Genomic DNA, 24,683 nt, shown 5'->3' on the forward strand with positions numbered 1-24,683 from the left:
TCTGTCAGAGCCAGACGGCATTCTCTTTACGATGATACGCGGGGGTACCGGGCCGGTTTAGTGGCCAGCGGCACCCGAAAGCGGATCATTCGCCGGGGCCGGAGTGGCGCCACCGGTAGGAGCGGCCGGAGCGGCGGCCGGATTGGCCGCGCCGGCGAGCGGATCGGTCGGCGCGGGCGCCGGAGCGGCCGGTGCCGGCGCGGTGGGAACCGCTGCACGCTGAAGCGAAGTATCGACGTCGTCGCCGGTCTTGTTGACCGCCAGCGCCGCAAGCACGATCGAGAGAATCACGAAAGCCGCAGCAAGACCGCCGGTCGCGCGCGTCAGGAAGTTCGCCGCGCCGCGCGCCGAAAGCATGCCCGAGGGGCTGCCGCCAACACCAAGGCCGCCGCCTTCCGACTTCTGAATCAGAATCACGACCACAAGAAGCAGGGCAACGATGGCCTGGACCACGGTCAGGAAAGTGAACAGCATCGTGTTAAGTCTCGATCTTTCGGAGGGGGCGATTGCTCGTCCCGCGATTCAAGCCGCGCAGATAGGCGCTGGAGCGCCCCTGCGCAAGCCACCAGCCGGAATTCGAACGACATCGCTGCCCGTTCGCTTCCGGCAAAGCGCAACATTTCGGTGTCAGTCGGCGTCCAGCAGGGCCGCGGCGCCGATGATGGCCGTGAAGCTTTCGGCGCTCAGGCTGGCACCGCCAACCAGCGCTCCGCCCACGTCGGGCACGGAGAGCAGCTCGGCCGCGTTCTCAGCCTTTACTGAGCCGCCGTAAAGGATACGCACGTCCGCACCGCCTTCGCCATAAAGCGCGACGAGCTTTGCGCGGATCGCTGCATGCATTTCGGCCACGTCCTCGATCGAAGGTACGCGGCCGGTGCCGATGGCCCAGACCGGCTCATAGGCAATCGAAAGCTTTTCGGGCGCCCCGTCGGTACGCGGGCACGAACCCTCAAGCTGCGCGGCGACCACGGCGACGGCATCGCCCGCGTCGCGCTGCGCTTCGGTTTCACCGACGCAGAGAATCACCGCAAGGCCCGCACCCAGCGCGGCCTCGGCCTTGGCCTTCACGAGCGCGTCACTCTCGCCGTGGAGCGTGCGGCGCTCCGAGTGGCCGAGAATGGTGAAGTCCGCACCGGCATCCTTGAGCATGGGCGCGGAGATATCGCCGGTGAAAGCGCCGCTCTCCTCGGAACGGCAATCCTGACCGCCGACGCCGATCAGCTCGACAGCGTCGCGCATGCGGAAGATCAGCGTGGCGGGCGGAGCGAGGGCAACCTGCACCTTGGGAAAGCGTGCGGCAGCCCGGTCAATCGCGCGCGCCTCGGTAAGCATCGCGCGCGTGCCATGCATTTTCCAGTTACCGACGATGTAAGGCAGAGCAGCCATCTAACAAAAACCCTGAATCATTTTTGGTCTGCGTCCGGCCACGTAGTTCTACCGCCGAGGGCGGGAATCAGCCGAACGCTTGCGGGGCGCTGCTAGGCAGCCGGGCCCGACTTGTCAAAAGTCGCGCCGCCCCAGAACACGCAAAACCGCCGGGACGGGGCGAATTGCGCCGAGTTGCCGCCCGGCGAGCGCCATACCCTTGCACTCTCCACGCCAACCACTGCAGGTCAGCCATTGCAGGATCGCATTGCGCCCCCTAAAGCCTGCGCCCGCATCGGTTTCGCCTTTGCGCTTGTCCGTATATTCGTTCTCCACGCTGATCGGCCCGGTCCATGCTCTCATTCTTCCGTAACTTCCTGAAGTCCAAGATCGGTGCCGGCATTGCCCTGGCGGTACTCGTGCTCATCACGCTCGCCTTTGCCGGCGGGGACATCAACGGCATGCGCAACTCCGCAGGCCTGGGCAGCGCCACGGCGGTTGCCACCGTGGGCGGCAAGAATGTCGAAGCCACCGAGCTGACCTCGGCTGCCAATTCGCAGCTTGAGCAGATCCGGGCCCAGAACCCGACAGCAACGATGAAGATGCTGGTCGCTGAGGGCGGTCTTGAGCGTATCCTCGACGAGATCATCTCGCGCACTGCGATTGCCGTGTTCGGTAACGATAACGGCGTTATTGCCAGCAAGCGCCTCATCGACAGCGAAATCGCACGGATCCCCGCATTCCAGGGTGTGGACGGCAAGTTCAGCCAGACCACCTTCCGGCAGGCGCTGGCGCAGAAGGGAATTCCCGAGCAGGCCCTGCGCGACGATTTCAGCCAGGGCCTGATCGCCCAGCAGCTCATGATCCCTGCGCAGTTCAGCGCGACCATGCCGCTCTCGCTTGCCACGCGTTACGCGTCGCTGCTGGAAGAGAACCGGAAGGGTCAGGTCGTGACCGTGCCGTCGATGGCATTTGCGCCCACGCAGGCACCGTCGCAGGCCGAACTCGAAAGGTTCTACAAGGCTCACTCGAACCTGTTCGTGCGCCCCGAACGCCGCGTGATCCGTTACGCCATCTTCGGCGAGGACACGCTCAAGAACGTCGCCGCGCCGACTGATGCCGAAATCGCCAAGCGCTACGAAGCGGACAAGGTCGCCCTTTATGCCGCACGTGACGACCGCAAGATCACGCAGCTGATCGTCCCGACCGAAGCCGCCGCCAAGGCCGTGGTTGCCGAAGTCGCCGGCGGCAAGTCGCTGGAACAGGCCGCCAAGGAAAAGGGCCTTTCGGCCGCCAACCTCGAATTCTTCAGCCACGACCAGCTTTCCGCGCAGTTCTCACCGGCAGTTGCCGACGCCGTCTTCGCGACGCCGACCGGTAAGCTCACCGCTCCGCAGAAGAGCGCGCTGGGCTGGCACGTGATCCGTGTCGAGCAGGAACAGAAGACCGCAGAGCGTCCGCTCGCCGCCGTTCGCGCCGACATCGTCACCAAGCTCACCGCAGAAAAGCAGCGCGCGGCCTTCACCGACCTGCTTTCGCGCATCGACGACCAGTTCTCGAGCGGCGCGAGCCTTGTCGAAGTTGCCAAGGCGATCGGCGCTACGGTCGGCGCGACCCAGCCCATCACCGCTACGGGCGCCGTCTATGGCAAGCCCGGCGAAACCGCTCCTGCCCAGCTTCAGCCGATCCTCTCGACCGCTTTCTCGATGGAGCAGGAAAAGCCGCAGCTTGCCCAGCTCACCCCGGGCACAACGGCTCCGACCACCGCCGGCTACGTCATCTATGACGTGACCGATATCACCCCCTCCGCCCCTGCCCCGTTCAAGGAAATCGTCACCGACGTGACCGAGGCGTGGAAGCTCGACAAGGGTTCGGTCGACGCCAAGGCAGCCGCACTCAAGGTTCAGGCTGCCGTGCGCAGCGGCAAGTCGCTGAACGAGGCCGTCGCCGCGCTCGGCAAGACGCTGCCGCCGGTGCAGGACGTGGCCATGAGCCGCCCGATGCTGACCGAAGCCATGCGCCAGGGCCGTCAGGTTCCGCCGCCGGTCTCGTTGCTGTTCCACATGGCCAAGGGCACCGTGAAGGTGCAGTCGGCCGGTGGCGGACGCGGTTGGTTCGTCGTCGCGCTCAACGACGTCCAGACACCCAGCCAGGGCAACCCGGTTGTCGTGCAGGGTACGCAGCGCGAACTCTCCAGCCAGCTCGGGTCGGCCTATACCGACGCGCTCGCCAAGGCGATCACCAAGCAGGTCGGCTCCGAGAAGCACGCCCCCGCATTCAAGACGGTGCGCGACCAGCTTGGCGGCACCACGCCGGCGAACTGACCGATTAACCCGTAACCCCCAAAGAAGGACACCCATCGGCATGAAGCGCGAATCGGATCGCGAAGAGGCATTGTCACGGCTGCGCGAGGGTAAGCCCGCGCTGCTCTGGCGCCGTCTCGTCGCCGATACCGAAACGCCCGTGGCGGCCGCGCTCAGGCTCTTTGCCGAAGGGCGCGGCGACTTCCTGCTCGAATCGGTGGAAGGCGGCGAGACGCGCGGGCGCTACAGCCTGCTTGGCCTCGATCCCGATCTGGTGTTCCGCGCCGATGGCCACTCCTGCGCGATCAATCGCAAGTGGCAGCATGACCGGGACGCCTTCGAGGCGCTCCCGGGCGATGCCCTCGCCGAATTGCGCGCACTGGTGGAATCGTGCCGCTTCGAGGTTCCGGCCGAGCTGCCCAAGGCTCTCGCCTGCCTGGTCGGTTACTTCGGCTACGAGACCATCGGTCTTGTCGAAAAGCTGCCCCGTGCACCGCAGAGTGAACTGGCGCTGCCGGACATGCTCTTCGTCCGCCCCTCGCTGATCCTGATCTTCGACCGGCTTGGCGACGAGCTGTTCTTCGTCGCCCCGCTGTGGCCCGAAAACGGCAAGCCCGAAACGCTTGTGGATATGGCGGCCGAACGCATCGATGAGGCGCTGCGCAAGCTTTCCGCGCCTGTCCCGGTGGCGCCCGCCGTGACGGACCTTCCCGAGCCGGTACGGACGCCGATGATGGCCGCCGCCGACTACGAAGCCATGGTCACGCGCGCCAAGGACTACATCGAGGCGGGCGACATCTTCCAGGTCGTGCTGGCCCAGCGCTTTACCTGCGAATTCCCGCTCCCGCCGATCGCGCTTTACCGCTCGCTCCGGCGCGTGAACCCGTCTCCGTTCCTCTACTTCCTCGACCTGCCAGGCTTCGCGCTGATCGGATCGAGCCCGGAGATCCTCGTCCGCGTTCGCGAGGGCGAAGTGACGATCCGCCCGATCGCCGGCACGCGCCCGCGCGGAAAGACCGTCTCCGAGGACAAGGCCAACGAAGTGAGCCTGCTCGCCGATCCCAAGGAACGCGCCGAGCATCTCATGCTGCTCGACCTTGGCCGCAACGACGTTGGCCGGGTCGCCGCCGCCGGCAGCGTCGAAGTGACGGACAGCTACACGATCGAGCGCTACAGCCACGTCATGCACATCGTCTCGAACGTGATCGGCCAGCTCGACACGGCCAAGCACGACGCCATCGACGCGGTGTTCGCGGGCTTCCCGGCAGGCACCGTCTCGGGCGCACCCAAGGTCCGCGCCTGTGAGATCATCGCCAGCCTCGAACCCGAAACGCGCGGCGCCTATGCTGGCGGCGTGGGCTATTTCGCGCCCGACGGCTCCGTCGACTCGTGCATCGTCCTGCGCACCGGCGTGCTCAAGGACGGCGTGCTTCACGTCCAGGCCGGTGCGGGCATCGTTGCCGACAGCGATCCCGCTTACGAACAGCGTGAGTGCGAGGCCAAGTCCGGCGCCCTGTTCGCCGCCGCGCGCGAGGCCATCCGCGTGGCGGGAGAGCCGGGCTTCGGCCAATGAGGGCCGCCGCTCTTGCGGCTGCGCTAACCCTCGCTGCCTGTTCCTCGGGCGCTCAGCAACCGCAGCGGCGAGCGGAAGCCCCACCGCCGCCGCCATGCGAGGGCGCCAGCTTCGAAGGCGCGAGCTTCACGCACTGCACTGCCACGCCCGGCCGCCATACGATCCACCTCGTTCTGGGGCCGAAGAACGGCGCGCCCTATCGCAGCCTCTCGCAGCTTGCGGTCGGGCGGCCGTCGGGCAGCCCGGCAGTCGCCTTCGCGATGAACGGCGGCATGTTCGACGGGGACGGCAAGCCGATCGGCTATGCCGCGATCGAGGGCGAGCGCGTCCATACGCTCAACACCAACAAGGGCTGGGGCAATTTCCACCTCTTGCCCAACGGCGTATTCTTCGGCGATGCCGCCGGACACTGGCAGATCCGCACGACCGACCAGTTCGCGAGCAAAGTGAACCATCGCCCCGACTTCGGCACGCAGTCCGGTCCAATGCTGGTGATCGACGGCAAGCTTCGTCCCCGGATCGATGAAGACGGCCAATCGCTCAAGCTGCGCAATGCCGTTGGTGTCGACCGGCAAGGGCGGGCCCATTTCGTGATCTCGGATGAGCCGGTCTCGTTCGGCAAGCTCGCCCGGCTGTTTCGCGACAAGCTGGATTGCCCCAACGCGCTGTTTCTCGACGGCAGCGTCTCCTCGCTTTGGGACCCTGATCACGGGCGTGTCGACGGCGGTCCGCCGCTCGGCCCCTTGATCGTTGTCGAGAAAAGCGCAAAGGCCGCTATCGGGGCCAATTCTGGAAAGGCTGGATCATGATCCTCGTCATCGACAATTACGACAGCTTCACCTGGAATCTGGTCCACTACCTGATGGAACTGGGCGCCGAAGTCGAAGTCGTGCGCAACGACGCGCTTTCGGCCGGGCAGGCGATCTCCAGCGGCGCGCGGGGCTTCCTGATCTCGCCCGGCCCCTGCACCCCGAATGAGGCAGGCATCAGCCTCGACCTCGTGGGCGCAGCCGCCGATGCCGGAAAGCCGCTGCTCGGCGTCTGCCTTGGCCATCAGTCGATCGGCCAGTATTTCGGCGGTAAAGTCGTGCGCGGCGGACTGATGCACGGCAAGACCTCGGCCGTGACGCATGACGCCACCGGGCTGTTCGCAGGACTGCCCTCGCCCTTCACCGCCACGCGCTATCACTCGCTGATCGTCGAGGACGTTCCCGAGACGCTGACGATCAATGCCCGCTCCGATGACGGCCACGTCATGGGCTTCCGCCATACGGCGCTGCCGATCCACGGCGTGCAGTTCCACCCGGAAAGCATCGCTACCCAGCACGGCCACGCGATGCTGGCGAATTTCCTGAAGCTCTGCGGCATCGAAGCCCGAATGCCCGCACGGCTCGCCGCGGCATGACGACGATGATCCTGCCCGATCCCCTTCATCCCATCGAGGAAGCCGAAGCCGAAGAGGCCTTCGGTGCCATTCTCGATGGCCGCGTGGGCGACGACGCCGTGGTCCGCTTCCTCCTCGCTCTGACCGAGCGCGGAGAGACGGCGAGCGAGATCGCCGGCGCCGCGCGCGCCATGCGAACCCGCATGATCCCGATCGATGCCCCTGCAAACGCCATCGACGTCTGCGGCACCGGCGGCGACGGTCACCACACGCTCAACGTCTCGACGGCGGTTTCGCTGGTCGTCGCGGCCTGCGGCGTGCCGGTCGCCAAGCACGGCAACCGCGCCGCCAGTTCCAAGGCCGGCGCGGCGGACACGCTGGAAGCGCTCGGTCTCAATCTCGACCGCGCGGCCGAGACGGCGGAAGAGACACTCGGCGACCTCGGCATCTGCTTCCTCTTCGCCGCCCGCCACCATCCCTCGATGGGCAGGATCATGCCGATCCGCAAGGCGATCGGCCGCCGCACCATCTTCAACCTGATGGGCCCGCTAGCCAACCCGGCGAATGTGCGTCGCCAGCTCGTCGGTATCGCCCGCCCGGCCTATGTGCCGATCTACGCCGAAGCACTGATGAGCCTTGGCAGCGATCACTCCTTCGTCATCTCAGGCGACGAAGGGCTGGATGAACTCAGCCTCGCGGGCGGCAACGAAGTGGCCGAGATCCGGCACGGCGAACTCTCGATGCGCCGCGTCGGGCCCGAGGATGTCGGCTTGCCCGTCTCACCCGTCGGCGCGATCCGTGGCGGCGACGCGGCCTACAATGCGGAAGCCCTGCGCCGCCTGCTCATGGGCGAACACGGCGCCTATCGCGATGCCGTGCTGCTCAATGCGGCCGGTGCCCTGATCGTCGCCGGTGAGGCTGAGACCTGGCGCGAAGGCGTCGAGGAAGCGGCCGAAGCCATCGACAAGGGCCTCGCCAATGCCCTGCTCAACTGCTGGATTTCCGCGCTCAAGGGCTGAGCCGCGCGAAAGGTTTACGATGTCCGACAAGCTTACCGAGATCTGCGACACCAAGCGCGAGGAAGTTGCCGAGCGCAAGACCGTGGCCACCATGGCCGACCTTGATGCCCACGCCGCGCACCAGAGCGCCCCGCGCGGCTTTGAAGCGGCGCTGCGTGCCAAGGCCCAAAACGGCTTTGCCCTGATTGCAGAAATCAAGAAAGCTTCGCCTTCCAAAGGGCTGATTCGTCCTGATTTTCGTCCCGCAGAACATGCCGTCGCCTATGAGCGCGGCGGCGCCGCCTGCCTCTCGGTCCTGACCGACGCGCCTTACTTCCAGGGCCATGAGGACTTCCTTATGGACGCCCGCGCCGCCTGCACGCTGCCGGTGATCCGCAAGGACTTCATGGTCGATCCCTGGCAGGTGGCCGAAGCCCGCTCGATCGGCGCCGACGCCATTCTCATCATCGTCGCCGCTCTTGACGACGTGCTGATGGCCGAACTCGAAGCCGCCGCCCACGAACGCGGCATGGACTGCCTCGTCGAAGTTCACAACGAAGCTGAAATGGAGCGCGCCGCTCGCCTGAAGTCGCGGCTGATCGGCGTGAACAACCGCGATCTCAAGCGCTTCGTCACCGACATCGCCACCACCGAACGCCTTGCGCCACTGGCGCCCGAGGGCACGCTTCTGGTCAGCGAAAGCGGCATCAACACTCACGCCGACCTCGAAAGACTCTCAGGTTGCGGTGCGCGGACCTTCCTTGTTGGTGAAAGCCTGATGCGCGAAGCGAACGTGGAAACGGCAACCCGGGCTCTGCTCACCGGGGCCTGATCAGCGCGCCGGTCAGGACAGCGGCAGAAACATTTCCGTGAGCGCCTCGGTCGCGGAAAACTGCGGGTAAAGGCGCACGCGCTCGCAGAAAAGAGGATAATCGCGCAGGCTCCCGCCACTGGCGGGCAACCATTCGCGGTAGAGCCACAGCGCGGATTCCTCCAGGTCCATTGCCGGGCCCGTGATCGGCAGCACCGCATAGCGACCGCCGGGAATCTCATCTACACGCACGCCGGCCGGGCTGTCACCGGCGAACCATGCCGGTACCGACGCGCAGAGCATGACCAGATGATCCTCGATCGGTGTGGTGCGCGGAACGGTCGGGAAGAGATTGAACGTGCGGCTGCCTGGCGGCACGAAGCCCGCCGATTGCCGCCCGTCGATGAATCTCCGGATCGTGTCGCCGATTTTTGCCATGTCGCCGCGATGCTCCATGACCGCCACGCGCATCGGCGCAAATTCGCGAATCTCGACATCGTCGATTGCCGTGGTTTCAACCATTGTCCTGTTCCTTGCCACTTGGAGTGTGTCGCTCAGGGCCTGCCATGCCAACCAGTCCGGCCCAGCGCGAAAAGCCGAAGGCGTCTGACCGATCCACGCGCGAAAGGCGCGGGCAAAGGCTTCCGGCGCTTCGTAACCGGCATCCAGCGCGGCATCGGTAACCCGCGTGCGGGGCTGATAGGCCAGCTTCGTACCCGCCCGATGCAACCGCGAAAGCTGAACGAAACGCTGGACCGGCATTCCGCTCAGCGCCCGGAACTGACGATGGAAATGGTACGGCGAGAATCCGGCCCATCCTGAGATCGTTTCTAGGTCCGGCGACGCGTCCTGCTCTGCATCGATCCGCTCGACCACGCGCGCCATCCGGTCAAAATAGCGGCGGCGCGAATGTTCATCCTGTTTCGAGCTTCGTGTCATGCAGGCTGTCCTGCCACGAAACCCAAATACCTGCCTGATCGATCTTGCGATAATCGCGCCGCAATCCCTGTCCTACTCGCACAAAATCTGCCATCGGTCCTTCATGGACCTTTGCAGAACTTCCAGAAAAACCGCGCGAATCCAGCGATCCGGCGCGGCTGCGGCATCTTTCTCAGGACCATGTAAACTGAGTCACCTTGCGGAAGCCGAAGGCTGAACATGACCAAGAGCCTGACCCACATCGATTCGAATGGAACCGCCCGCATGGTCGATGTCGGCGCCAAGGACGAAACCCAACGCCTCGCCGTGGCATCTGGCCGGATTTCCATGACGCCGGACGCCCTCGAAGCGATCCGCCTCGGAAACGCGCCCAAGGGCGATGTTCTTGGCACAGCCCGCATCGCCGGGATCATGGCCGCCAAGAAGACCGCCGATCTGATCCCCATGTGCCACCCGCTAATGCTTGATGCGGTAAACGTGGATTTCCATTTCGAAGACAGCGCCATCCGCGCAACCGCCACGGCCATCCTCACCGGCAAAACTGGTGTCGAAATGGAAGCTATTACAGCAGCTTCCATCGCACTTCTGACAATCTACGACATGGCCAAGGCGCTCGATAAAGGCATGGTTATCAGCGAAATCCGGCTCATCGAGAAACGCGGCGGAAAGTCGGGACACTGGACTCTGGAAGGCACTGCCTGATGGCCGGACATCCAATGCTCTCGCTCGAAGACGCACAGGCCAAGCTGCTGTCGCTTGTCGACCCCCTGCCGATCGAGCGCGTTGACATAGAGGGTGCGCTGGGCCGCTACCTTGCCGAACCCATGCTGGCTCGCCGCACCCAACCGGCGGCAGATGTCTCGGCGATGGATGGCTACGCAGTCACCGCCGAAGACCTCACCGGCCCGTGGCATGTGGTGGGTGAGAGCGCGGCGGGTCATCCCTACGACGCAACCGTGGCACCGGGTCAGGCCGTGCGCATTTCCACCGGCGCACTGATGCCCGCGGGCGCCGAGGCGGTCATCCTCCAGGAAGATCTGTCCCGCGAACAGCATCGCATCTCGCTAACCGGCGAGGCACCCATCCCTGCGCACAAGCACATACGCCGTCGCGGCATGGACTTCCCCGAAGGCAAGGAAATCCTTCCACTTGGCGTTCGGATCGGATCCTCGCAGGCGGCGCTCGCAATGGCAGCCGGCCACAAACACCTTCCTGTCCGGCGCATTCCCCACCTCACAGTGATCGACAGCGGGGACGAACTGGCTTCCGACCCGGAATGCTGCGAACCGCATCAGATCCCCGCCAGCAATGGCGCCATGCTCGCCGCCATGGCGCGCAATCTGCCTGTGAAAGTCGACAGGATCGGACCGGTCGAGGATCAACTGGAAGCACTGGTCAAAGCATTCCAGACGGCGGCGGATTCGGACGTGATCGTCACCAGCGGGGGCGCCTCCGTCGGCGAGCACGACCTGGTGCGCCCGGCGCTCGAAGCCTGGGGCGCCAAACTCGATTTCTGGCGCGTAGCGATCAAACCGGGAAAGCCGATCCTGGTCGCCCGGAAAGCCAAAGGCCGGCGCAGCCAACTCGTTATCGGACTGCCCGGAAACCCCGTTTCCAGCCATATTACCGCGTATCACTTCCTGCTGCCGGTCCTGCGCGCGCTATTGGGCGCGGGCCGGCCGACGTCGATGTCCATGCTCGCCCTGCTAACAAGCCCCGTACCCGCGACCGGCGATCGCCGCGAATTCCTGCGGGGCGTGTGGGACGGAGAAAACGTCACCCCGCAAGTCGTTCAGGACAGTGGCGCGCTGGCTTCGCTGGCCACCAGCAATGTCCTGATCGATCGCCCCGCGCGTGCGCCAGTTGCCGGGGCAGGCGATCCGGTGCGAGTCTACTTGCTCCAGAATGGCGGTATTGCTTGACGTTACCGGATTCGTTGCTTAATTGTTCCCTCATTGTTCGCGAACGAACCTGCAAGTGTTCTTCGCGATGGCAACAAGGCCGCTGACGGCGGCCCAGCAGGTGAGGCAGGCCAGATGTTGACGCGCAAGCAGCACGAATTGCTCCGGTTCATTCAGGTGCGGCTCGAAGACAGCGGCGTCTCGCCTAGCTTCGAAGAGATGAAGGACGCACTTGACCTCAAGTCGAAGTCGGGCGTGCACCGCCTGATTTCGGCATTGGAAGAGCGCGGCTTTATCCGCCGCCTGCCCAACCGCGCACGGGCATTGGAAGTTCTTCGCCAGCCCGAAGACGTCAATAGCAAGCCAACTACCGCAGCTGCGCCGCCGCGCGAGACGGCGCCGTCACTGCGTCCGGCTCCTCGGGCACCCGAACCGGCCAACGACGTGATCGAGATTCCGCTGCACGGCCGTATCGCTGCCGGGGCGCCGATCGAGGCCATAGAGGGTCAGTCGATGCTGCCGGTTCCGGCGGCCCTGCTTGGTTCCGGTGACCACTACGCCCTTGAAGTTTCGGGCGACTCGATGATCGAGGCGGGAATTCTCGATGGTGATCTGGCCCTCGTGAAGCGTACCGATACCGCGCGTGACGGCGAGATTGTCGTCGCCCTCATCCGTGGTGAAGAGGCAACCCTAAAGTACCTGCGGCGCGAAGGCCCCAAGGTGCGGCTCGACCCGGCCAATGCGGCATATACAGCCCAACTTTACGGTGCGGATGAAGTTCAGGTGCAGGGTAAACTCGCTGGGATTCTGCGCCGCTATCACTGAAGCGAGCAGCGAAATCCTGCATCTACGACGATCTGGAGCGTTTGATCCGACTGTATCGGATCAAACGCTCCAAGTTTTTGGTTTGTCGCGTTTTCCGAGTCGTCAGGTGATTCCGCCTTGTTCAAAAACGCTCTAAGGCCGCCACCAGCCATGACCGCCTTGCTCTTGGGCAACGGTCTGCACTGTCTGCCCAGACAGGTCGATGGTGAGACCGCCCGTCTGCTTGAGCATAGGTCGGTCGATCCTGAGCCAATGGGGATGACAACTTCCTGGCAAGCGGCGATCTGCAATGACGATATCGACCTGACTGCACGCGCGCAAATGTGCCGGGACAGGAACATAGGCATCGCTGCGCGCTATCAGTACGCGCCACGTCCGGCCGCCACGATCAAGTGAAACCGCGCAGAAATCCGCATTGCAGTGTGCTTCCGGCCGCCGAGGCAGGGAAAGCGGAGCATTCCTCTGACCGACCACTTCCAGGAAGTTGTCCATGGCATAATCGCTCTTGCTCTCGCGCAAGAGGGCCAGATTTCTTCCGCCGTCGACAACCACGCCCACGTAATGGCCGTCGCCTGCAACAAGGATGTTCGGCGGCGTCAGCAATGCCAGACCAAGAGCACCTGCGATTGCGGGAACGAGCCCCAGAAATCGCACTCTCCCACGCCACAAGGCAAACCAAAGTCCGCCCGCAACGAAAAGCAGGAAATGGCCCGTTCCCATCGTCGGGAACAACCTCACGGCGCCGGGAAGTCCTCCCGTTCCGTGAGCAAGGTCCAGCAGCAGTGCAATGGCCCAATTCGCCAGCCACCAGACTGGGGCGCCCAGTCCGGCGATGTCGAGCAACAGGGCCCCAGCGACCAGCGGCATGATGATGAAGGTCGTCAGCGGAATTGCCACGATGTTGGCCATGGCTCCGTACACGCCCGCCCGATGGAAATGATAGAGGCCGATCGGCATGAGTACGGCTTCGATCGCGATCCCGGTCACCAGCGTAAGGACAATGTCGCGCAGAAGGCGCATCACAATGCTTTCCTCACGCGGCGCCATCCAGCGCTTCACCGGACCGGCATTTGCCACCACGATCAGCGCCAGAACCGCTGCAAAGCTCATCTGGAAGCTCGGCCCGGCAAGAGATTCGGGCCATAACAGCATGACAACAAAGGCGCCGGCTGCCAGTAGGCGGACGGACAAAGCCTCCCGCCCCATGGCCAGTGCAGTGAGCACCAAGAGCGATCCCACGCAGGAGCGTACCTTTCGGCACCTGCGATCCCGTCAACAACGTGTAGGCGATGCCAGCGAGTGCGCCCACGCCTGCCGCCAGAATGGGAAGCCGCCAGCGCAACGCCAATCCGGGCGAAAGCGCCAGCAGGCGAAGCACCAGAAAATAGACGGCGCCGATAACCGCACTGACGTGCAGACCGCTGATCGAAAGCAGATGCGCCAGCCCGGCATCGCGCATGGCCTGCCCATCCTGCTGGGAAATGCTCCCCATGTCTCCGGTAACCAATGCCACGGCGATACCTGCACTGCCGCTCGGTAGCCTCGATTGGATATGACCGCTCAGATCTTCCCGCCAGGCAGCCAAAAGGTCTCCCCCCGTTCCGGCGTTCAAGACCTCAATCGGCGCGAGGACGCTGCCCGTTGCGGAAAGGCCCGCAAACCACGCTGCCTGAGCAAAATCGTACCCCCCTGGGATGAGCGGAGAAGCCGGCGGAACCAGCCTGCCACGGAAGCGGATCAACGCGCCCGGCCCGACTTGCGATTGTGATCCCGAATGGGCGTGCAGAGCGCCGAATCGATTGGGCACAGTCACCCGCGCCATTATCGCACGGCCGGTCGCCGGCTCCCGCATTGCCACCACAAACCGGCGCTGTTCCTGGGCCGGCCGCTCTTCCACCGACAGGACGCGGGCCATGAACGTACCCGATAAGGAGCGCGAAATCGGCGCCGCGCCAACCAGCTCGGAACGGCCCCACACGGCCAGGCAACCGAACAGCAAAGCCAGCGCCATCGACATGACCGCACGTCGCACCAGCGGAAAGTTGGCCCGACCGTGCCGCCAGACGCTGGCAGCAGTTGCGGTAGCCGCACAAGTTGCGCAAAATGCAATCCAATAGAGAGGCCGGGGCAGCCCAAACCAGCCCGCAATTCCGGCCCCAAAGCCCACTGTAAGCCACGGCGCCTTGTCGAAACCGCAGTTCGAAAGAAAACACTCGACACCGACCAAACACCTCGACATGTGGCTCTGGCTGATCCATGGGCGATGCTGCAACGCAGCGCCTCCGGCAGAGGCCGGAAAAACGGGATCATCGGTCGTGGCGGCTAGGCTGGCCATGGCCGACATAAGGACGGAAGGTGATAACAATGGCAAGCGGTAGCGCATCGAGCGGACAGACGGACAGAAAGCCCGTCGTCACGCGCTTTGCCCCCTCGCCCACGGGTTTCCTGCACATCGGCGGCGCTCGTACGGCGCTGTTCAACTGGCTCTATGCCCGCCACCATGGCGGCAAGTACCTCCTGCGCATCGAGGACACCGACCGCGCCCGCTCAACCGAACCGGCGATCGAGGCGATTTTCGACGGGCTGAACTGGCTGGGCCTCGGCGGCGACGAACCGGCAGTGTTCCAGTTCGCCCGCTCGGATCGGCACGCACAAGTCGCAGACGAACTCATCGCCAAGGGGCACGCCTATCGCTGCTACCTGACGAGCGAGGAACTCGCCGAACGCCGTCAGAAGGCACAGGAAGAGCGCCGCCCGTTCCGCATCGACAGCGAATGGCGCGACGCCGATCCCTCGGCCTGGCCCGCAGAAAAGCCCTATGTCGTGCGCATCAAGGCGCCGCGCGAGGGTGAAACGACGATCCAGGACCTGGTCCAGGGCGAAGTTACCGTGAAGAACGAGGAGATCGACGATTTCGTGATCCTGCGTTCGGACGGAACGCCGACTTATATGCTGGCAGTCGTGGTCGACGATAACGACATGGGCGTCACGCACGTCCTGCGCGGCGACGATCATCTCAACAATGCCTTCCGCCAGCTCGTGATCATCCACGGCATGGGCTGGGACGTGCCGGTCTATGGCCACGTGCCGCTGATCCATGGCTCGGATGGCGCCAAGCTTTCCAAGCGCCACGGCGCGCTGGGCGTCGATTCCTATCGCGATGAGATGGGCATCCTGCCCGAAGCGCTGTTCAATTATCTGCTGCGGCTCGGCTGGGGTCACGGCGACGAGGAGTTCATCAGCCGCGAAAAGGCTGTTGAATGGTTCGACATGGCCGATGTCGGCAAGTCGCCCTCGCGTTTCGACATTGCCAAGCTGCAAAATCTCAACGGCCACTACCTGCGCGAAGCGGATGACGCCCGGCTTGCCGGCCTCGTCCTGCCGCGCCTTGAGGCAGCAGGCTGTGACAATCCGGACATGACCCTGCTGACGCGGGCCATGCCGGTGCTGAAGGTCCGCGCAAAGGACCTCAACGAACTTGCCGAAGGCGCGGCCTTCCTATTCGCCAAGCGCCCGCTCGCCATGAGCGGGAAGGCGCAGGCGCTGCTGACCGACGAAGCGCGTACGCGCCTTGCCGTAATGCATGAACGTCTCTCGGGAGAGTCCGAATGGACCCTCGAGGCGTTGGAAGCCAACCTCAAGGCAATGGCCGAGGAGCTGGGACTGGGCCTCGGCAAGCTCGCACAACCGCTGCGAGCCGCCCTGACCGGTCAAACGACCTCTCCGGGCATTTTCGACGTCTTGGTTCTGCTCGGTCGGGACGAAAGCCTTGCTCGCATTGGCGCGCAGGCGGACGTGGCGGCCGGAACGCAAATATAAGGAGTAAGAACTGGTGGGTGATCAGGTCAAACTGAATGCTGGTGGCACGGAATTCGATTATCCCGTGCTCAAGGGCAGTGTCGGCCCGGATGTAATCGATATCCGGAAGCTCTACGCCCAGACGGGCAAGTTCACGTACGACCCCGGCTTCACGTCGACGGCCAGCTGCGAGAGCGCGCTCACCTATATCGACGGTGACGAAGGCGTCCTTCTGCACCGCGGTTATCCGATCGGCCAGCTGGCCGAGAACTCCTCGTTCATGGAGGTCTGCTACCTCCTGCTGAACGGCGAGCTGCCCAATGGCGGCGAACTCGACACGTTCACCAACACCATCACGCGCCACACCATGCTCCACGAGCAGCTGGCGACGTTCTACCGCGGCTTCCGCCGTGACGCCCACCCGATGGCGATCATGTGCGGCGTGGTCGGCGCTCTTTCGGCGTTCTACCACGACTCGACCGACATTTCGGATCCGGAGCACCGCAAGATCAGCTCGCACCGCCTGATCGCCAAGATGCCGACGATCGCCGCTGCGGCATACAAGTACTCGGTTGGCCAGCCTTTCCTCTACCCGGACAACAAGCTGAGCTACACCGGCAACTTCCTGCGCATGACCTTCGGCGTGCCGGCGGAAGAATATGAAGTGATCCCCGCCGTCGAAAAGGCGATGGACCGTATCTTCATCCTCCACGCCGACCACGAGCAGAACGCCTCGACCTCGACCGTGCGTCTTGCCGGTTCGTCGGGCGCCAATCCGTTCGCGTGCATCGCGGCCGGCATCGCCTGCCTCTGGGGCCCTGCACATGGCGGCGCGAACGAAGCCGCGCTCAACATGCTCAAGGAAATCGGTACGCCGGACAAGATCCCGCACTATATCGAGCGTGCGAAGGACAAGAACGATCCGTTCCGCCTGATGGGCTTCGGTCACCGCGTCTACAAGAACTACGATCCGCGCGCCACGGTCATGCAGAAGACCGTCCGCGAAGTGTTCGACGCGCTCAAGGTTACCGACCCGCTCTTCGAGACCGCACTGCGCCTTGAAGAGATCGCGCTGAACGATCCGTACTTCGTAGAGAAGAAGCTGTTCCCGAACGTGGACTTCTACTCGGGCATCATCCTCTCGGCCATCGGCTTCCCGACCACGATGTTCACGGCGCTCTTCGCCCTTGCCCGCACCGTGGGCTGGGTCGCGCAGTGGAACGAAATGATCTCGGATCCAGGCCAGAAGATCGGCCGCCCGCGTCAGCTCTACACCGGCCCGACGCAGCGCGATTACGTGCCGATGAATCAGCGCTGATCCCGGCGCATCGGACAAGATCAAAGGCCCTCGCGAAAGCGGGGGCCTTTTTTTGTTGCTCTACGAATCAAGGATATTGTTGCGAAAGCCACAAATTGGCCGCAAGTTGTTACTACACAGCCACTGGGCCATTATGGGGCAATTACCATGCTGTTCTTGAGAATTCTCGCCTGCATCATCGGCTTCCTGGCCGTAGCGCTGGGCGTGCTTTGGGTCGGACAGGGGACCGGACTGGTGCTCTGGCCCGCAAACAGCTTCATGATAGACGATCGCGGTTGGGCCGTTCGCGGTGCCGTCATGGTCTGTGTTGGCGCGATTCTGCTATGGCTGGCGTGGCGAAATAACGGGCGCAGCAGCAGCGACAACCGGCTCTAGGCCATTTCGCCGCAGCCTATTCTGGCATTATTATTTTAAATCAATGCAATGATCGAACCATCTCAGCTCGACCTGAACTGAATCGTCAGGCATCGCGGTCGGCCGGCAGTTCAAGAATGAACCGCGCACCCTGCCCTGGAGCGCTCTCCACGGTAAGGTCGCCGCCCATGGCACGCGCCAGGCACCGCGAAATGTAAAGACCAAGCCCAGAACCACCATCCCCGCTGCGACCCAGGCGTTCGAACTTCTCGAAGACACGCTCCTGATCCTCAAGCGCCAAGCCCGGCCCCTGGTCAGCCACCGTCACGTAAGCCCGCCCATCAAGCGAATCCAGCCTGATCCAGACTTGTGAGCCTTCGGGCGAATAGCGGACCGCATTGCCGATCAGGTTCAGCATGATCTGTAGAACGCGGCGGAATTCAGCGATGGCTGGCAGGCTCTCGGTCCAGTGCGGCGCCTCGACCCTGATACCCTTTTCCTGCGCACGCACATTGAGAATTCCCGCGCCCTGCCGGGCAACTTCGGAAAGATCGATATGGTCGGGGATCGTGTCGAAATTGTCGGATTCGACGACTTCGAGGTCGGCCAGGTCCTCAAGCAAGCCGAGCAGGAGCTTGCCCGCCCCCGCGATCTCGCCGGCATATTCAGCGTAGGCATCAGGCAACGGCCCAGCGAGCCGCGTGCGGATCGTCTCCGCATTGGCGATGATCCGAGCGATCGGCTGCCGCAGCACCGGCGCGAGATCCTGTCCCACCAGACTGCGCCGCATGAGCGGCTCGGCCGGCGAATGCACTGTCGGCAACGGTGCCGAAGGCGCATCCGAAACCAGCAGCAGTTCGAACCCGGTCGGATCAAAACCCGGCTGGAACTGCGGAACAAGCGCCACTCGCCAAGGCCTCTGCGAACCCACCACGCAGACCCGGGCCCCGTCGAGCAGGCGCCAATGCAGCGGCTGACGCTGCGTAAAGTTTTCCGGCGGCACGAAATCGGTCCAGGGCTTGCCAAGTCCGCCCGCCATGGCTGCGGCAACGCCTGCGAGTTCGGGACTGTCGGTCTCAACCGAAAGCACCCGCTGCGCGCCGTCAAGCCGCGCCGTCAACTCGGCAAGGTGCCGGTCGATCATCGTACGGCGGCGGTCGGAAGCTGCGGTGTCCTCGACAGCCACTTGCGTCGTCTGCCAGTTGCGGACGACGATCTCGCAACATCCGGCCTCGTCCGAATCGTCCTCGCCGAAGAGCGGCTGGATCTCCACCCAGGCTGTTACGAGTTCGGCGCCATCAAAGGCCGTAATTGCGCGTGCCAGGCGGAAGCCGTAACTCCGGGCCTTGCGGACGATATCGAGGAGTTCCGGCACCGCAATCGCACCAGGAACCGCGCCGCCGCACCGCGTCTGCAATCCGGCCAGCGGCTCGTCAGCGCGCGTCAGGCGGTCCTGCGCGTCACATTCGGCACGAGCCACGATGTTGCCGATGGCGAGCATCAGCCCCCCAGACGTCCCGTTGCCAGGATGATCGCTGCCATGTCCCCGCCGATCTCGTCGAACACCTCGGGCAGGATCTGGCCGGGATGGAACACCAGCATCTGGCGCGTGACTTCGGCGGCCGAAAGCCCTGCGGCCCGAAGTGCCAGTGCAAGCCGCGCAGCCTGCGCCTCATGGGTGGACAGCACCAGCGCATCGCGCCCAAGTCCGGATCGCAGCGCCAGCGCGGTGAGGAACAGTGCCAGACCGCCGTGGTCGATCGCCAGCGCGTCGTCCACATGATTGCCCAGCCCCATGACGAGCTGCGCAGCAAGGCCAAGGCGGCTAGCCCCCTCTTCATAGCGTAGTCTGACCGCAGCTTCGGTCGCGGCAATCCTCGCGCCCGCATCGGCCGTACCGGACAACGCGATACGGAGTGCCTGAAGCGCCCCGTGCAGAAGTTCGCCCGGCAGTTCGGTGAACGGCAGCCCCATCCGGCGCTGCGCCTGACACCAACGCGCCTGCGCCGCAAGCCATGTCATCGCGAGGGCCTGAACGCCCTCGTTCTCGGAAGAAACGAGCGACTGGAGCAGCGGCGAAACGACGGGGTCGAGCGCCATGCGGGCCTGCAAGCATTCAGTCAGACGCCATTCCAGCGCGAGTGCGTGAACGTGGCCCAACAGTGCGCGCTGGTCCATCAAGGCCAGCACAAGCGCCTCGTGCTCCTCGCTACCCTGTGCGGGCAGCCCGCCCGGCGTTTCGAGCAGCGCCCCGGCCAGGTCACCCAACATGCCGCGCACCCGCGCAAGGATCTCGTCACTGAACAGCGCGCCATCCTGTGCCGTCAGCAAATGCCGAAGGACGGGCTGGACGCTTGCCGCCAATGCGTCGCCCCGCGCCAGTTCGGCGCGCAGCACGGCCTCGACGTTCTCCACGTTGGCCGGATGGACAGCATTGTCGATCATCCGTCCCTTAATACCCTGTATTTGGTTAAGCCCCGGTTAGCCTTTTCTGCGCAGCGGAAGAGCCATGCCAAGGATGACCAGAGCAACTGCCAGAACCTCCACAATGGGTTCAACCTGCCCGAAACCGGCAGCAAACGCCAGCACAACGCCAAGCAGCGCCCTGTCCCCCGCAAGCCGCGTTGCCGGCCCGCTGACGACGCGCGGCACCAAGGCCAACAACATCATCAACATTGTGGGAGGAAACATCCAGGACAGAAGGCTTTCGCCGAAAAGCCGGGGGACACTGGCGAGAATCAGAAGTCCAAAAGTCGCATCAATCACCCAACCGAGTACGTGGGCTCGCGGAATCGCGGGAGGAAGCTGCCCCAGCGCCTGACGTTCGGCAGAGCGGATCAGTCGGCTCGCCTCGACAAGGATAGCGCCGAGCGATGCGAACAGAAACGCGACCGAAAGCGTCCCAAACCACGCAAGACCGCCGGAAATCGCCAGCACCACAAGTACCGCGGCGCTCAGAGCATTGCTCGCATTGCCGGCGTGAAGCAGCGAAGAGCCGAACGCCACTACGCCTTGGCGCGCAATCGCTTGCCCCGGAGACATCGGCTCCCCTTCGCCGAACCGTGTGCGCAACCACTCGGTTTCGACCGCGTGCGCCTCAGCCTCGGTGCGAATCATGCGCCAGTTCGCCCCAGCCCTTGCATCGGCGGGTATCTCGCGCATCGGAATGCCGGATTGCAGTGCGATACGCATCAGCGCGGAAGGCACGTCGCAATCGGCAGGAAGTTCGTGAAGGTGCTCGACCAGGCGTCCGGGAATCTGCATCAGCCCGGCCCCCGCCCGATTGAGATCGATCCGCTCGAACCCTTCGGCCAGCGCGCCTTCAACGGGTTGAACCAGCACCGCCGGGGCGGGCCCGTCGAACAGCGAAACCGCGCGCGCCGGCTCGGCAAAGAGCCCCTCGCTGACGACGACGAGTTCGTCATTGGCGGTTACCAGCCCGGAAAGCGAGCGGGAACCGGTAGAAATGTAGAATTGCAGCCCGGCATCCTCAGCCGCGTGCTGAAGCGCGATGAGTTCCGGCGAAGCGCCGCGCGCGATGCAGATCACCCTCTGGCAATCCATAGCCAGCGCAAGGCCAAGCTGGTGCCGGGCAAGCATAGCCCCGCCCACACGCAGGAACGCGCGTGGGACCGGCTGACCCGCTCCCGCGGGCTCCGTCATGGCCAGCAATGCGATGCGCAGCTTGTAACCCTCCAGCGACCCCGCACCATGTAAACATGGGACGCGCGAGTGCCAAGCGTATGCCTGCAATCAGTCGGCGGAAAACTCGGCGATATAAGCACGAAGGCGGCGAACCACCGCCGGGTCGCCCGGAGCCGCGTCCAACGCCTCATCGGCCAGCATCAGCAGCGAGGCGCTGTGGAAGCTGGCCGCGATGCCCTTGAGCCGCATCGCCGCCATTTGCCAGTTTCCGTCGCAGCGGGCGCGCACGAGCAGATCCACTTGCCGGTCCACGCTTTCGACGTAAGACGCGCGCAGTTCCGCGAAAAGATCCGCGTCCCCGCCTGCCGCTGCCGACAGCGTTGCTTCGAGTGCACCTGCTTCATATGCCATTTCCCCAGCTTAATCCGAGAAGGGTTAAAGTGGGGTTTATTGGAGGATCACACATGGTATCCTGCCGCCATGTCCGGGGAAAACAGGATCATCGCGTTCGGCGCGAACCATAGTGAAAATGGCGATGCCGCAGCGGTTTCGCAGCCTCCCATGACGGAAAACGAAGGCGATGCCATGCCCCTGTCGCAGGAAGAATGGCATCGCGCGCTGGCGCCGGCAGCGTTGACGCGTGGAACCGGTGCGCCAAAGTGGCTGCTGCCTGCCCTCGCCGCCTTTACCGCCGCAGCCTGGACCGGTTTCTTCCTGGGATCGCAATGGCCGCTCCTGAATAGCCTGCCACTGGTGGCGATCCCGGCGATGGTGACGACCTGGGCGGTTCCCTTGCTGCTGATCGGCCTCGTCTGGCTGCTTGCCATGCGCCACAGCGCGCGCGAAGGTAAACGCTTCGGCGATGTCGCACGGACGCTGTCGCGCGAATCCGCGAATCTCGAAAAGCGGCTGACTGCCGTGAACCGCGAGCTGAGCCTCGCGCGGGAGTTCGTGGCCGCGCAGTCCCGCGATCTTGAAGCATTGGGCCGCATCGCTACCGAGCGTCTTTCGCAAAATGCCGAACGATTGCAGGATCTTATCCGCGAAAATGGCGGCCAGGTTGATTCGATCAGCACTGTCAGCGCGACCGCGCTCGACAACATGGAGAAGCTGCGCAGCCAGCTCCCCGTGATCGCCAGCTCTGCCAAGGACGTCACCAATAACATCGGCAACGCCGGCCGGGCGGCGCATGTCCAGCTTGAGGACATGATCAACGGTTTCAACCGCCTCAACGAGTTCGGCTCCGCCAGCGAACGGCAGGTCTCGCGCCTGCGTGAAGCGGTGGCGACAGCGCTCGACGAATTCACCACCCGCACCGACCGCATGGGCACGCTGGCGGACGAACGCTTCACCGTTCTGAACGAACGTGGCGAGGCGTTCCGCACCGAACTCGAACGGCATGAGGTGGAAGCACTCGCGGGTATCCGCACGCGCGCCAACGCGCTGGAAACCGAGATCGCCGAAACGCGCGCACAACTCGATCGGCATGAGGAAGAGAGCCTCACCTCCCTGCGCGCCCGGCTCATCGCCCTGCGTGAGGAGAGCGATGTCGTTTCCCGCGCGCTGCGTGACAGCGAGGGTCGCGCCGCGGAAGACTGGCGGAAGGCGCTGGAAGAGCTTGAGGACGAGCAGCGCGAAGTCGGCCGTGGCATCACCCGTACACAGGACGCCACTATCGGCGCGCTCAAGGCCTCATTGAACGCCATCGCTGCCGATGCCGAGCAACTCGACGGCACAATTGCAGCTCGCCGTGAGCGGCTCGCTGCGGAACTCGATGCGCGCCAGTCACGCCAGTCCGAACTCGAACGGGCCGCGATTACCCGCATCGAAGCCATGCTCGGCGATCTTGACGCGGGGATTTCCGAAAGGCTCGAACGCCATCGCCTGCAAGCCGCGACGCTGGGCGAGCGGGCCGGTGCTATCACCGCTGAACTGGAGCGCTATCAGGCCCGGTTCGATGCCATTGCTGTCACCAGCGAAAATATCGAGAGCCGCCTCACCGGCAGCCTCGGCTCGCTCACTGAACGCCTCACCGCCGCTCGGGCAACGCTTGCGGCGACCGATGGCGATGTGGAATCGCTCACCCAAGCCAGCGTCCGCCTGCTCGAACTGATTCAGGGCAGCGCACGATATGCCCACAATGACTTGCCCGAATCCCTCGCCCTATCCGAGGATCGGCTGAATCGCCTCCAAGCGGGGATCGCCGCCCTCCTCGCATCGCTGAGGGAATCGGCCGGCAATGGCCTGGAACTCGCCGGGACGATCGAGACTTCCGGTCTCGGCCTCAAGGCCCTCACCACCGAGCTTGCCGAGGCACAAGCCGAACTGGCACGCAGCGGTACCGCTCACGGTAAGCTGCTGGACGAACTGCGCCAGTCGGTCTCCGCCATCGAAATCGCCACGGACGATGCCGCCGGAAAGGCGCAAGGCGAGCTTCGCGATGCCGTTTCGGCTTTGCAGGCAGCGCTTGCGGGATCTGTCGAAGCCATCGAGGGCGATAGTGCCGAGCGCATCGCCCGCGTGGCGCAAGAGCTTGGTGACGAAAGCGCACAGGCCATCGACAAGGCCATGCGCCAGCGTGTGGCGGAAGTGACCGGCCAGTTGGATCAGGCCGTCGCCCATGCTTCGGGCGCCACGCGCGAGGCCACGATCCAGCTTCGCGACCAGCTTGCGAAAGTGGACGAACTCGTCGGCAACCTGGAAAACCGCGTCGCCCAAGCGCGCGAACGGGCCGAAGAGGAAATCGACAACGATTTTGCCCGGCGCGTCGCGCTCATTACCGAGTCGCTCAATTCGAACGCGATCGACATTGCCACGTCGCTCTCGGCCGACGTATCCGATACGGCCTGGGCTGCCTATCTTCGCGGCGATCGCGGCATCTTCACGCGCCGCGCGGTAGCCCTGCTCGATGCGGGCGAGGTCAAGTCGATCCAGCATCTGTTCGAGCACGAGACTGCCTTCCGCGAGCACGTCAGCCGCTACATCCACGATTTCGAGGCGATCCTGCGTCAGGTACTTTCGACACGCGACGGCAATGCCTTGGGCGTCACCCTGCTCTCATCGGACATGGGCAAGCTTTACGTGGCGCTGGCACAGGCTATCGAGCGGCTGCGCAATTGATTTGGGCCGGAGCCGCAAGGCTGGAACAGCCTCGCGTCCGACCTTCCAGGATCAGTAGCCGATATCTTTCACCGGCGGCTGCCCGAAAACATTGAGATCGTCGGCAGTGACCCACTGCTCGGCGTAATTCATGTAATAGAGCCCGAAAAGCACCAGTCCCAGGACCGTGGCGCGCTTGGCGATAAGCTTCGGGCGGAAGTTCACCGGCGCACTGTTGGCGTGCCCCTTCTCGACCCGATAGCCCGTCACCTCATCGGGTGTGCGCAGGCCGAACGGCATGACGAGGAACGCGGCCAGGACCCAGAACAGGCCGTAAATCGCAATCATCGAAGTCCATTGCATGGCCATC

Annotated in this window: 23 protein-coding genes and 1 pseudogene; 13 read left to right on the forward strand and 11 right to left on the reverse strand. The window is 64.3% G+C overall.

What is annotated here, in order from left to right; translation table 11 throughout:
- Positions 1 to 57: 57 nt before the first annotated feature.
- The 3 genes from secG to AC1VVK_RS02275 all read right to left on the reverse strand — a co-directional run bounded on the left by secG (position 58) and on the right by AC1VVK_RS02275 (position 1,728).
- Positions 58 to 471 carry a preprotein translocase subunit SecG gene (secG, locus tag AC1VVK_RS02265; protein ID WP_482905101.1) on the reverse strand — a complete coding sequence of 138 codons (414 nt, stop codon included), beginning with the start codon at positions 469 to 471 and terminating at the stop codon, positions 58 to 60.
- Positions 472 to 627: 156 nt separating this feature from the next.
- Entirely contained in the window at positions 628 to 1,386 is a 759-nt protein-coding gene (tpiA, locus tag AC1VVK_RS02270; RefSeq protein ID WP_482904211.1) for a triose-phosphate isomerase, read from the reverse strand.
- Between the two features lie 114 nt (positions 1,387 to 1,500).
- The gene (locus AC1VVK_RS02275) at positions 1,501 to 1,728 is read right to left on the reverse strand and encodes a hypothetical protein (RefSeq protein WP_482904212.1); all 228 of its coding nucleotides are present in this window, start codon (positions 1,726 to 1,728) and stop codon (positions 1,501 to 1,503) included.
- On the opposite strand from AC1VVK_RS02275, the gene AC1VVK_RS02280 reads away from it, so the two are divergent.
- The 6 genes from AC1VVK_RS02280 to trpC are packed head-to-tail and all read left to right on the forward strand — an operon-like array spanning position 1,719 to position 8,455.
- Positions 1,719 to 3,689, forward strand: coding sequence for a peptidylprolyl isomerase (locus AC1VVK_RS02280; protein WP_482904213.1), 1,971 nt, complete (start codon positions 1,719 to 1,721; stop codon positions 3,687 to 3,689). The two genes, AC1VVK_RS02275 and AC1VVK_RS02280, sit on opposite strands and share 10 nt — an antisense overlap.
- A 40-nt stretch (positions 3,690 to 3,729) precedes the next feature.
- Positions 3,730 to 5,241, forward strand: coding sequence for an anthranilate synthase component I family protein (locus AC1VVK_RS02285; protein ID WP_482904214.1), 1,512 nt, complete (start codon positions 3,730 to 3,732; stop codon positions 5,239 to 5,241).
- Positions 5,238 to 6,050 carry a phosphodiester glycosidase family protein gene (locus tag AC1VVK_RS02290; RefSeq protein WP_482904215.1) on the forward strand — a complete coding sequence of 271 codons (813 nt, stop codon included), beginning with the start codon at positions 5,238 to 5,240 and terminating at the stop codon, positions 6,048 to 6,050. Before AC1VVK_RS02285 ends, AC1VVK_RS02290 begins: the two co-directional genes overlap by 4 nt.
- Positions 6,047 to 6,646, forward strand: coding sequence for an anthranilate synthase component II (locus AC1VVK_RS02295; protein ID WP_482904216.1), 600 nt, complete (start codon positions 6,047 to 6,049; stop codon positions 6,644 to 6,646). The genes AC1VVK_RS02290 and AC1VVK_RS02295 overlap by 4 nt, the downstream gene beginning before the upstream one ends.
- A gap of 5 nt (positions 6,647 to 6,651) precedes the next feature.
- The gene (trpD, locus tag AC1VVK_RS02300) at positions 6,652 to 7,644 is read left to right on the forward strand and encodes an anthranilate phosphoribosyltransferase (RefSeq protein WP_482905102.1); all 993 of its coding nucleotides are present in this window, start codon (positions 6,652 to 6,654) and stop codon (positions 7,642 to 7,644) included.
- Between the two features lie 19 nt (positions 7,645 to 7,663).
- Positions 7,664 to 8,455, forward strand: coding sequence for an indole-3-glycerol phosphate synthase TrpC (gene trpC, locus AC1VVK_RS02305; RefSeq protein WP_482904217.1), 792 nt, complete (start codon positions 7,664 to 7,666; stop codon positions 8,453 to 8,455).
- A gap of 12 nt (positions 8,456 to 8,467) precedes the next feature.
- On the opposite strand, the gene AC1VVK_RS02310 is transcribed toward trpC, so the two are convergent.
- A complete protein-coding gene (locus tag AC1VVK_RS02310) occupies positions 8,468 to 9,373 on the reverse strand; it encodes an AraC family transcriptional regulator (protein WP_482904218.1) in 906 nt (301 codons plus the stop codon).
- Between the two features lie 219 nt (positions 9,374 to 9,592).
- On the opposite strand from AC1VVK_RS02310, the gene moaC reads away from it, so the two are divergent.
- The 3 genes from moaC to lexA all read left to right on the forward strand — a co-directional run bounded on the left by moaC (position 9,593) and on the right by lexA (position 12,099).
- Positions 9,593 to 10,075 (forward strand): cyclic pyranopterin monophosphate synthase MoaC, encoded by a 483-nt coding sequence (gene moaC, locus AC1VVK_RS02315; RefSeq protein ID WP_482904219.1) that lies wholly within the window; start codon positions 9,593 to 9,595, stop codon positions 10,073 to 10,075.
- Entirely contained in the window at positions 10,075 to 11,295 is a 1,221-nt protein-coding gene (locus AC1VVK_RS02320; protein ID WP_482904220.1) for a molybdopterin molybdotransferase MoeA, read from the forward strand. Before moaC ends, AC1VVK_RS02320 begins: the two co-directional genes overlap by 1 nt.
- 114 nt (positions 11,296 to 11,409) lie before the next feature.
- A complete protein-coding gene (lexA, locus tag AC1VVK_RS02325) occupies positions 11,410 to 12,099 on the forward strand; it encodes a transcriptional repressor LexA (RefSeq protein WP_482904221.1) in 690 nt (229 codons plus the stop codon).
- A gap of 132 nt (positions 12,100 to 12,231) precedes the next feature.
- On the opposite strand, the gene AC1VVK_RS02330 is transcribed toward lexA, so the two are convergent.
- Positions 12,232 to 13,305 (reverse strand): ComEC/Rec2 family competence protein, encoded by a 1,074-nt coding sequence (locus tag AC1VVK_RS02330; RefSeq protein ID WP_482905103.1) that lies wholly within the window; start codon positions 13,303 to 13,305, stop codon positions 12,232 to 12,234.
- 109 nt (positions 13,306 to 13,414) lie between these two features.
- Positions 13,415 to 14,482: pseudogene (locus tag AC1VVK_RS02335) on the reverse strand (ComEC/Rec2 family competence protein); the annotation flags it as partial.
- On the opposite strand from AC1VVK_RS02335, the gene gltX reads away from it, so the two are divergent.
- From gltX to AC1VVK_RS02350, 3 genes are all read left to right on the forward strand, one after another.
- Positions 14,464 to 15,918 carry a glutamate--tRNA ligase gene (gene gltX, locus AC1VVK_RS02340; protein ID WP_482904222.1) on the forward strand — a complete coding sequence of 485 codons (1,455 nt, stop codon included), beginning with the start codon at positions 14,464 to 14,466 and terminating at the stop codon, positions 15,916 to 15,918. The pseudogene AC1VVK_RS02335 and the gene gltX overlap by 19 nt on opposite strands.
- Positions 15,919 to 15,931: 13 nt before the next feature.
- Positions 15,932 to 17,215, forward strand: coding sequence for a citrate synthase (locus AC1VVK_RS02345; protein ID WP_132385471.1), 1,284 nt, complete (start codon positions 15,932 to 15,934; stop codon positions 17,213 to 17,215).
- A 147-nt stretch (positions 17,216 to 17,362) separates the two neighbouring features.
- Positions 17,363 to 17,590: a hypothetical protein gene (locus tag AC1VVK_RS02350; RefSeq protein ID WP_482904223.1), complete on the forward strand. Its 228-nt coding sequence runs from the start codon at positions 17,363 to 17,365 to the stop codon at positions 17,588 to 17,590.
- A gap of 85 nt (positions 17,591 to 17,675) precedes the next feature.
- Here the strand turns inward: AC1VVK_RS02350 and AC1VVK_RS02355 are convergent, their stop codons facing one another.
- Genes AC1VVK_RS02355 through AC1VVK_RS02370 form a run of 4 tightly spaced genes read right to left on the reverse strand, consistent with a single transcriptional unit; the run spans position 17,676 to position 21,625 of the window.
- Entirely contained in the window at positions 17,676 to 19,070 is a 1,395-nt protein-coding gene (locus AC1VVK_RS02355) for a sensor histidine kinase (RefSeq protein WP_482904224.1), read from the reverse strand.
- Entirely contained in the window at positions 19,070 to 20,014 is a 945-nt protein-coding gene (locus tag AC1VVK_RS02360) for a hypothetical protein (RefSeq protein WP_482904225.1), read from the reverse strand. The genes AC1VVK_RS02355 and AC1VVK_RS02360 overlap by 1 nt, the downstream gene beginning before the upstream one ends.
- A 36-nt stretch (positions 20,015 to 20,050) precedes the next feature.
- Positions 20,051 to 21,322 carry a hypothetical protein gene (locus AC1VVK_RS02365; RefSeq protein WP_482904226.1) on the reverse strand — a complete coding sequence of 424 codons (1,272 nt, stop codon included), beginning with the start codon at positions 21,320 to 21,322 and terminating at the stop codon, positions 20,051 to 20,053.
- Positions 21,323 to 21,625, reverse strand: a complete 303-nt coding sequence (locus tag AC1VVK_RS02370; protein WP_482904227.1) for an Hpt domain-containing protein — start codon at positions 21,623 to 21,625, stop codon at positions 21,323 to 21,325.
- Between the two features lie 150 nt (positions 21,626 to 21,775).
- Between AC1VVK_RS02370 and AC1VVK_RS02375 the strand changes: the two genes are divergently transcribed.
- Entirely contained in the window at positions 21,776 to 24,334 is a 2,559-nt protein-coding gene (locus AC1VVK_RS02375) for a coiled-coil domain-containing protein (RefSeq protein ID WP_482904228.1), read from the forward strand.
- Between the two features lie 51 nt (positions 24,335 to 24,385).
- Here the strand turns inward: AC1VVK_RS02375 and AC1VVK_RS02380 are convergent, their stop codons facing one another.
- Complete coding sequence (locus AC1VVK_RS02380; RefSeq protein WP_132385787.1) at positions 24,386 to 24,676, reverse strand: DUF1467 family protein; 291 nt, start codon at positions 24,674 to 24,676, stop codon at positions 24,386 to 24,388.
- Positions 24,677 to 24,683: the final 7 nt, after the last annotated feature.

This window comes from Novosphingobium sp. BL-S-32, from assembly GCF_056857055.1.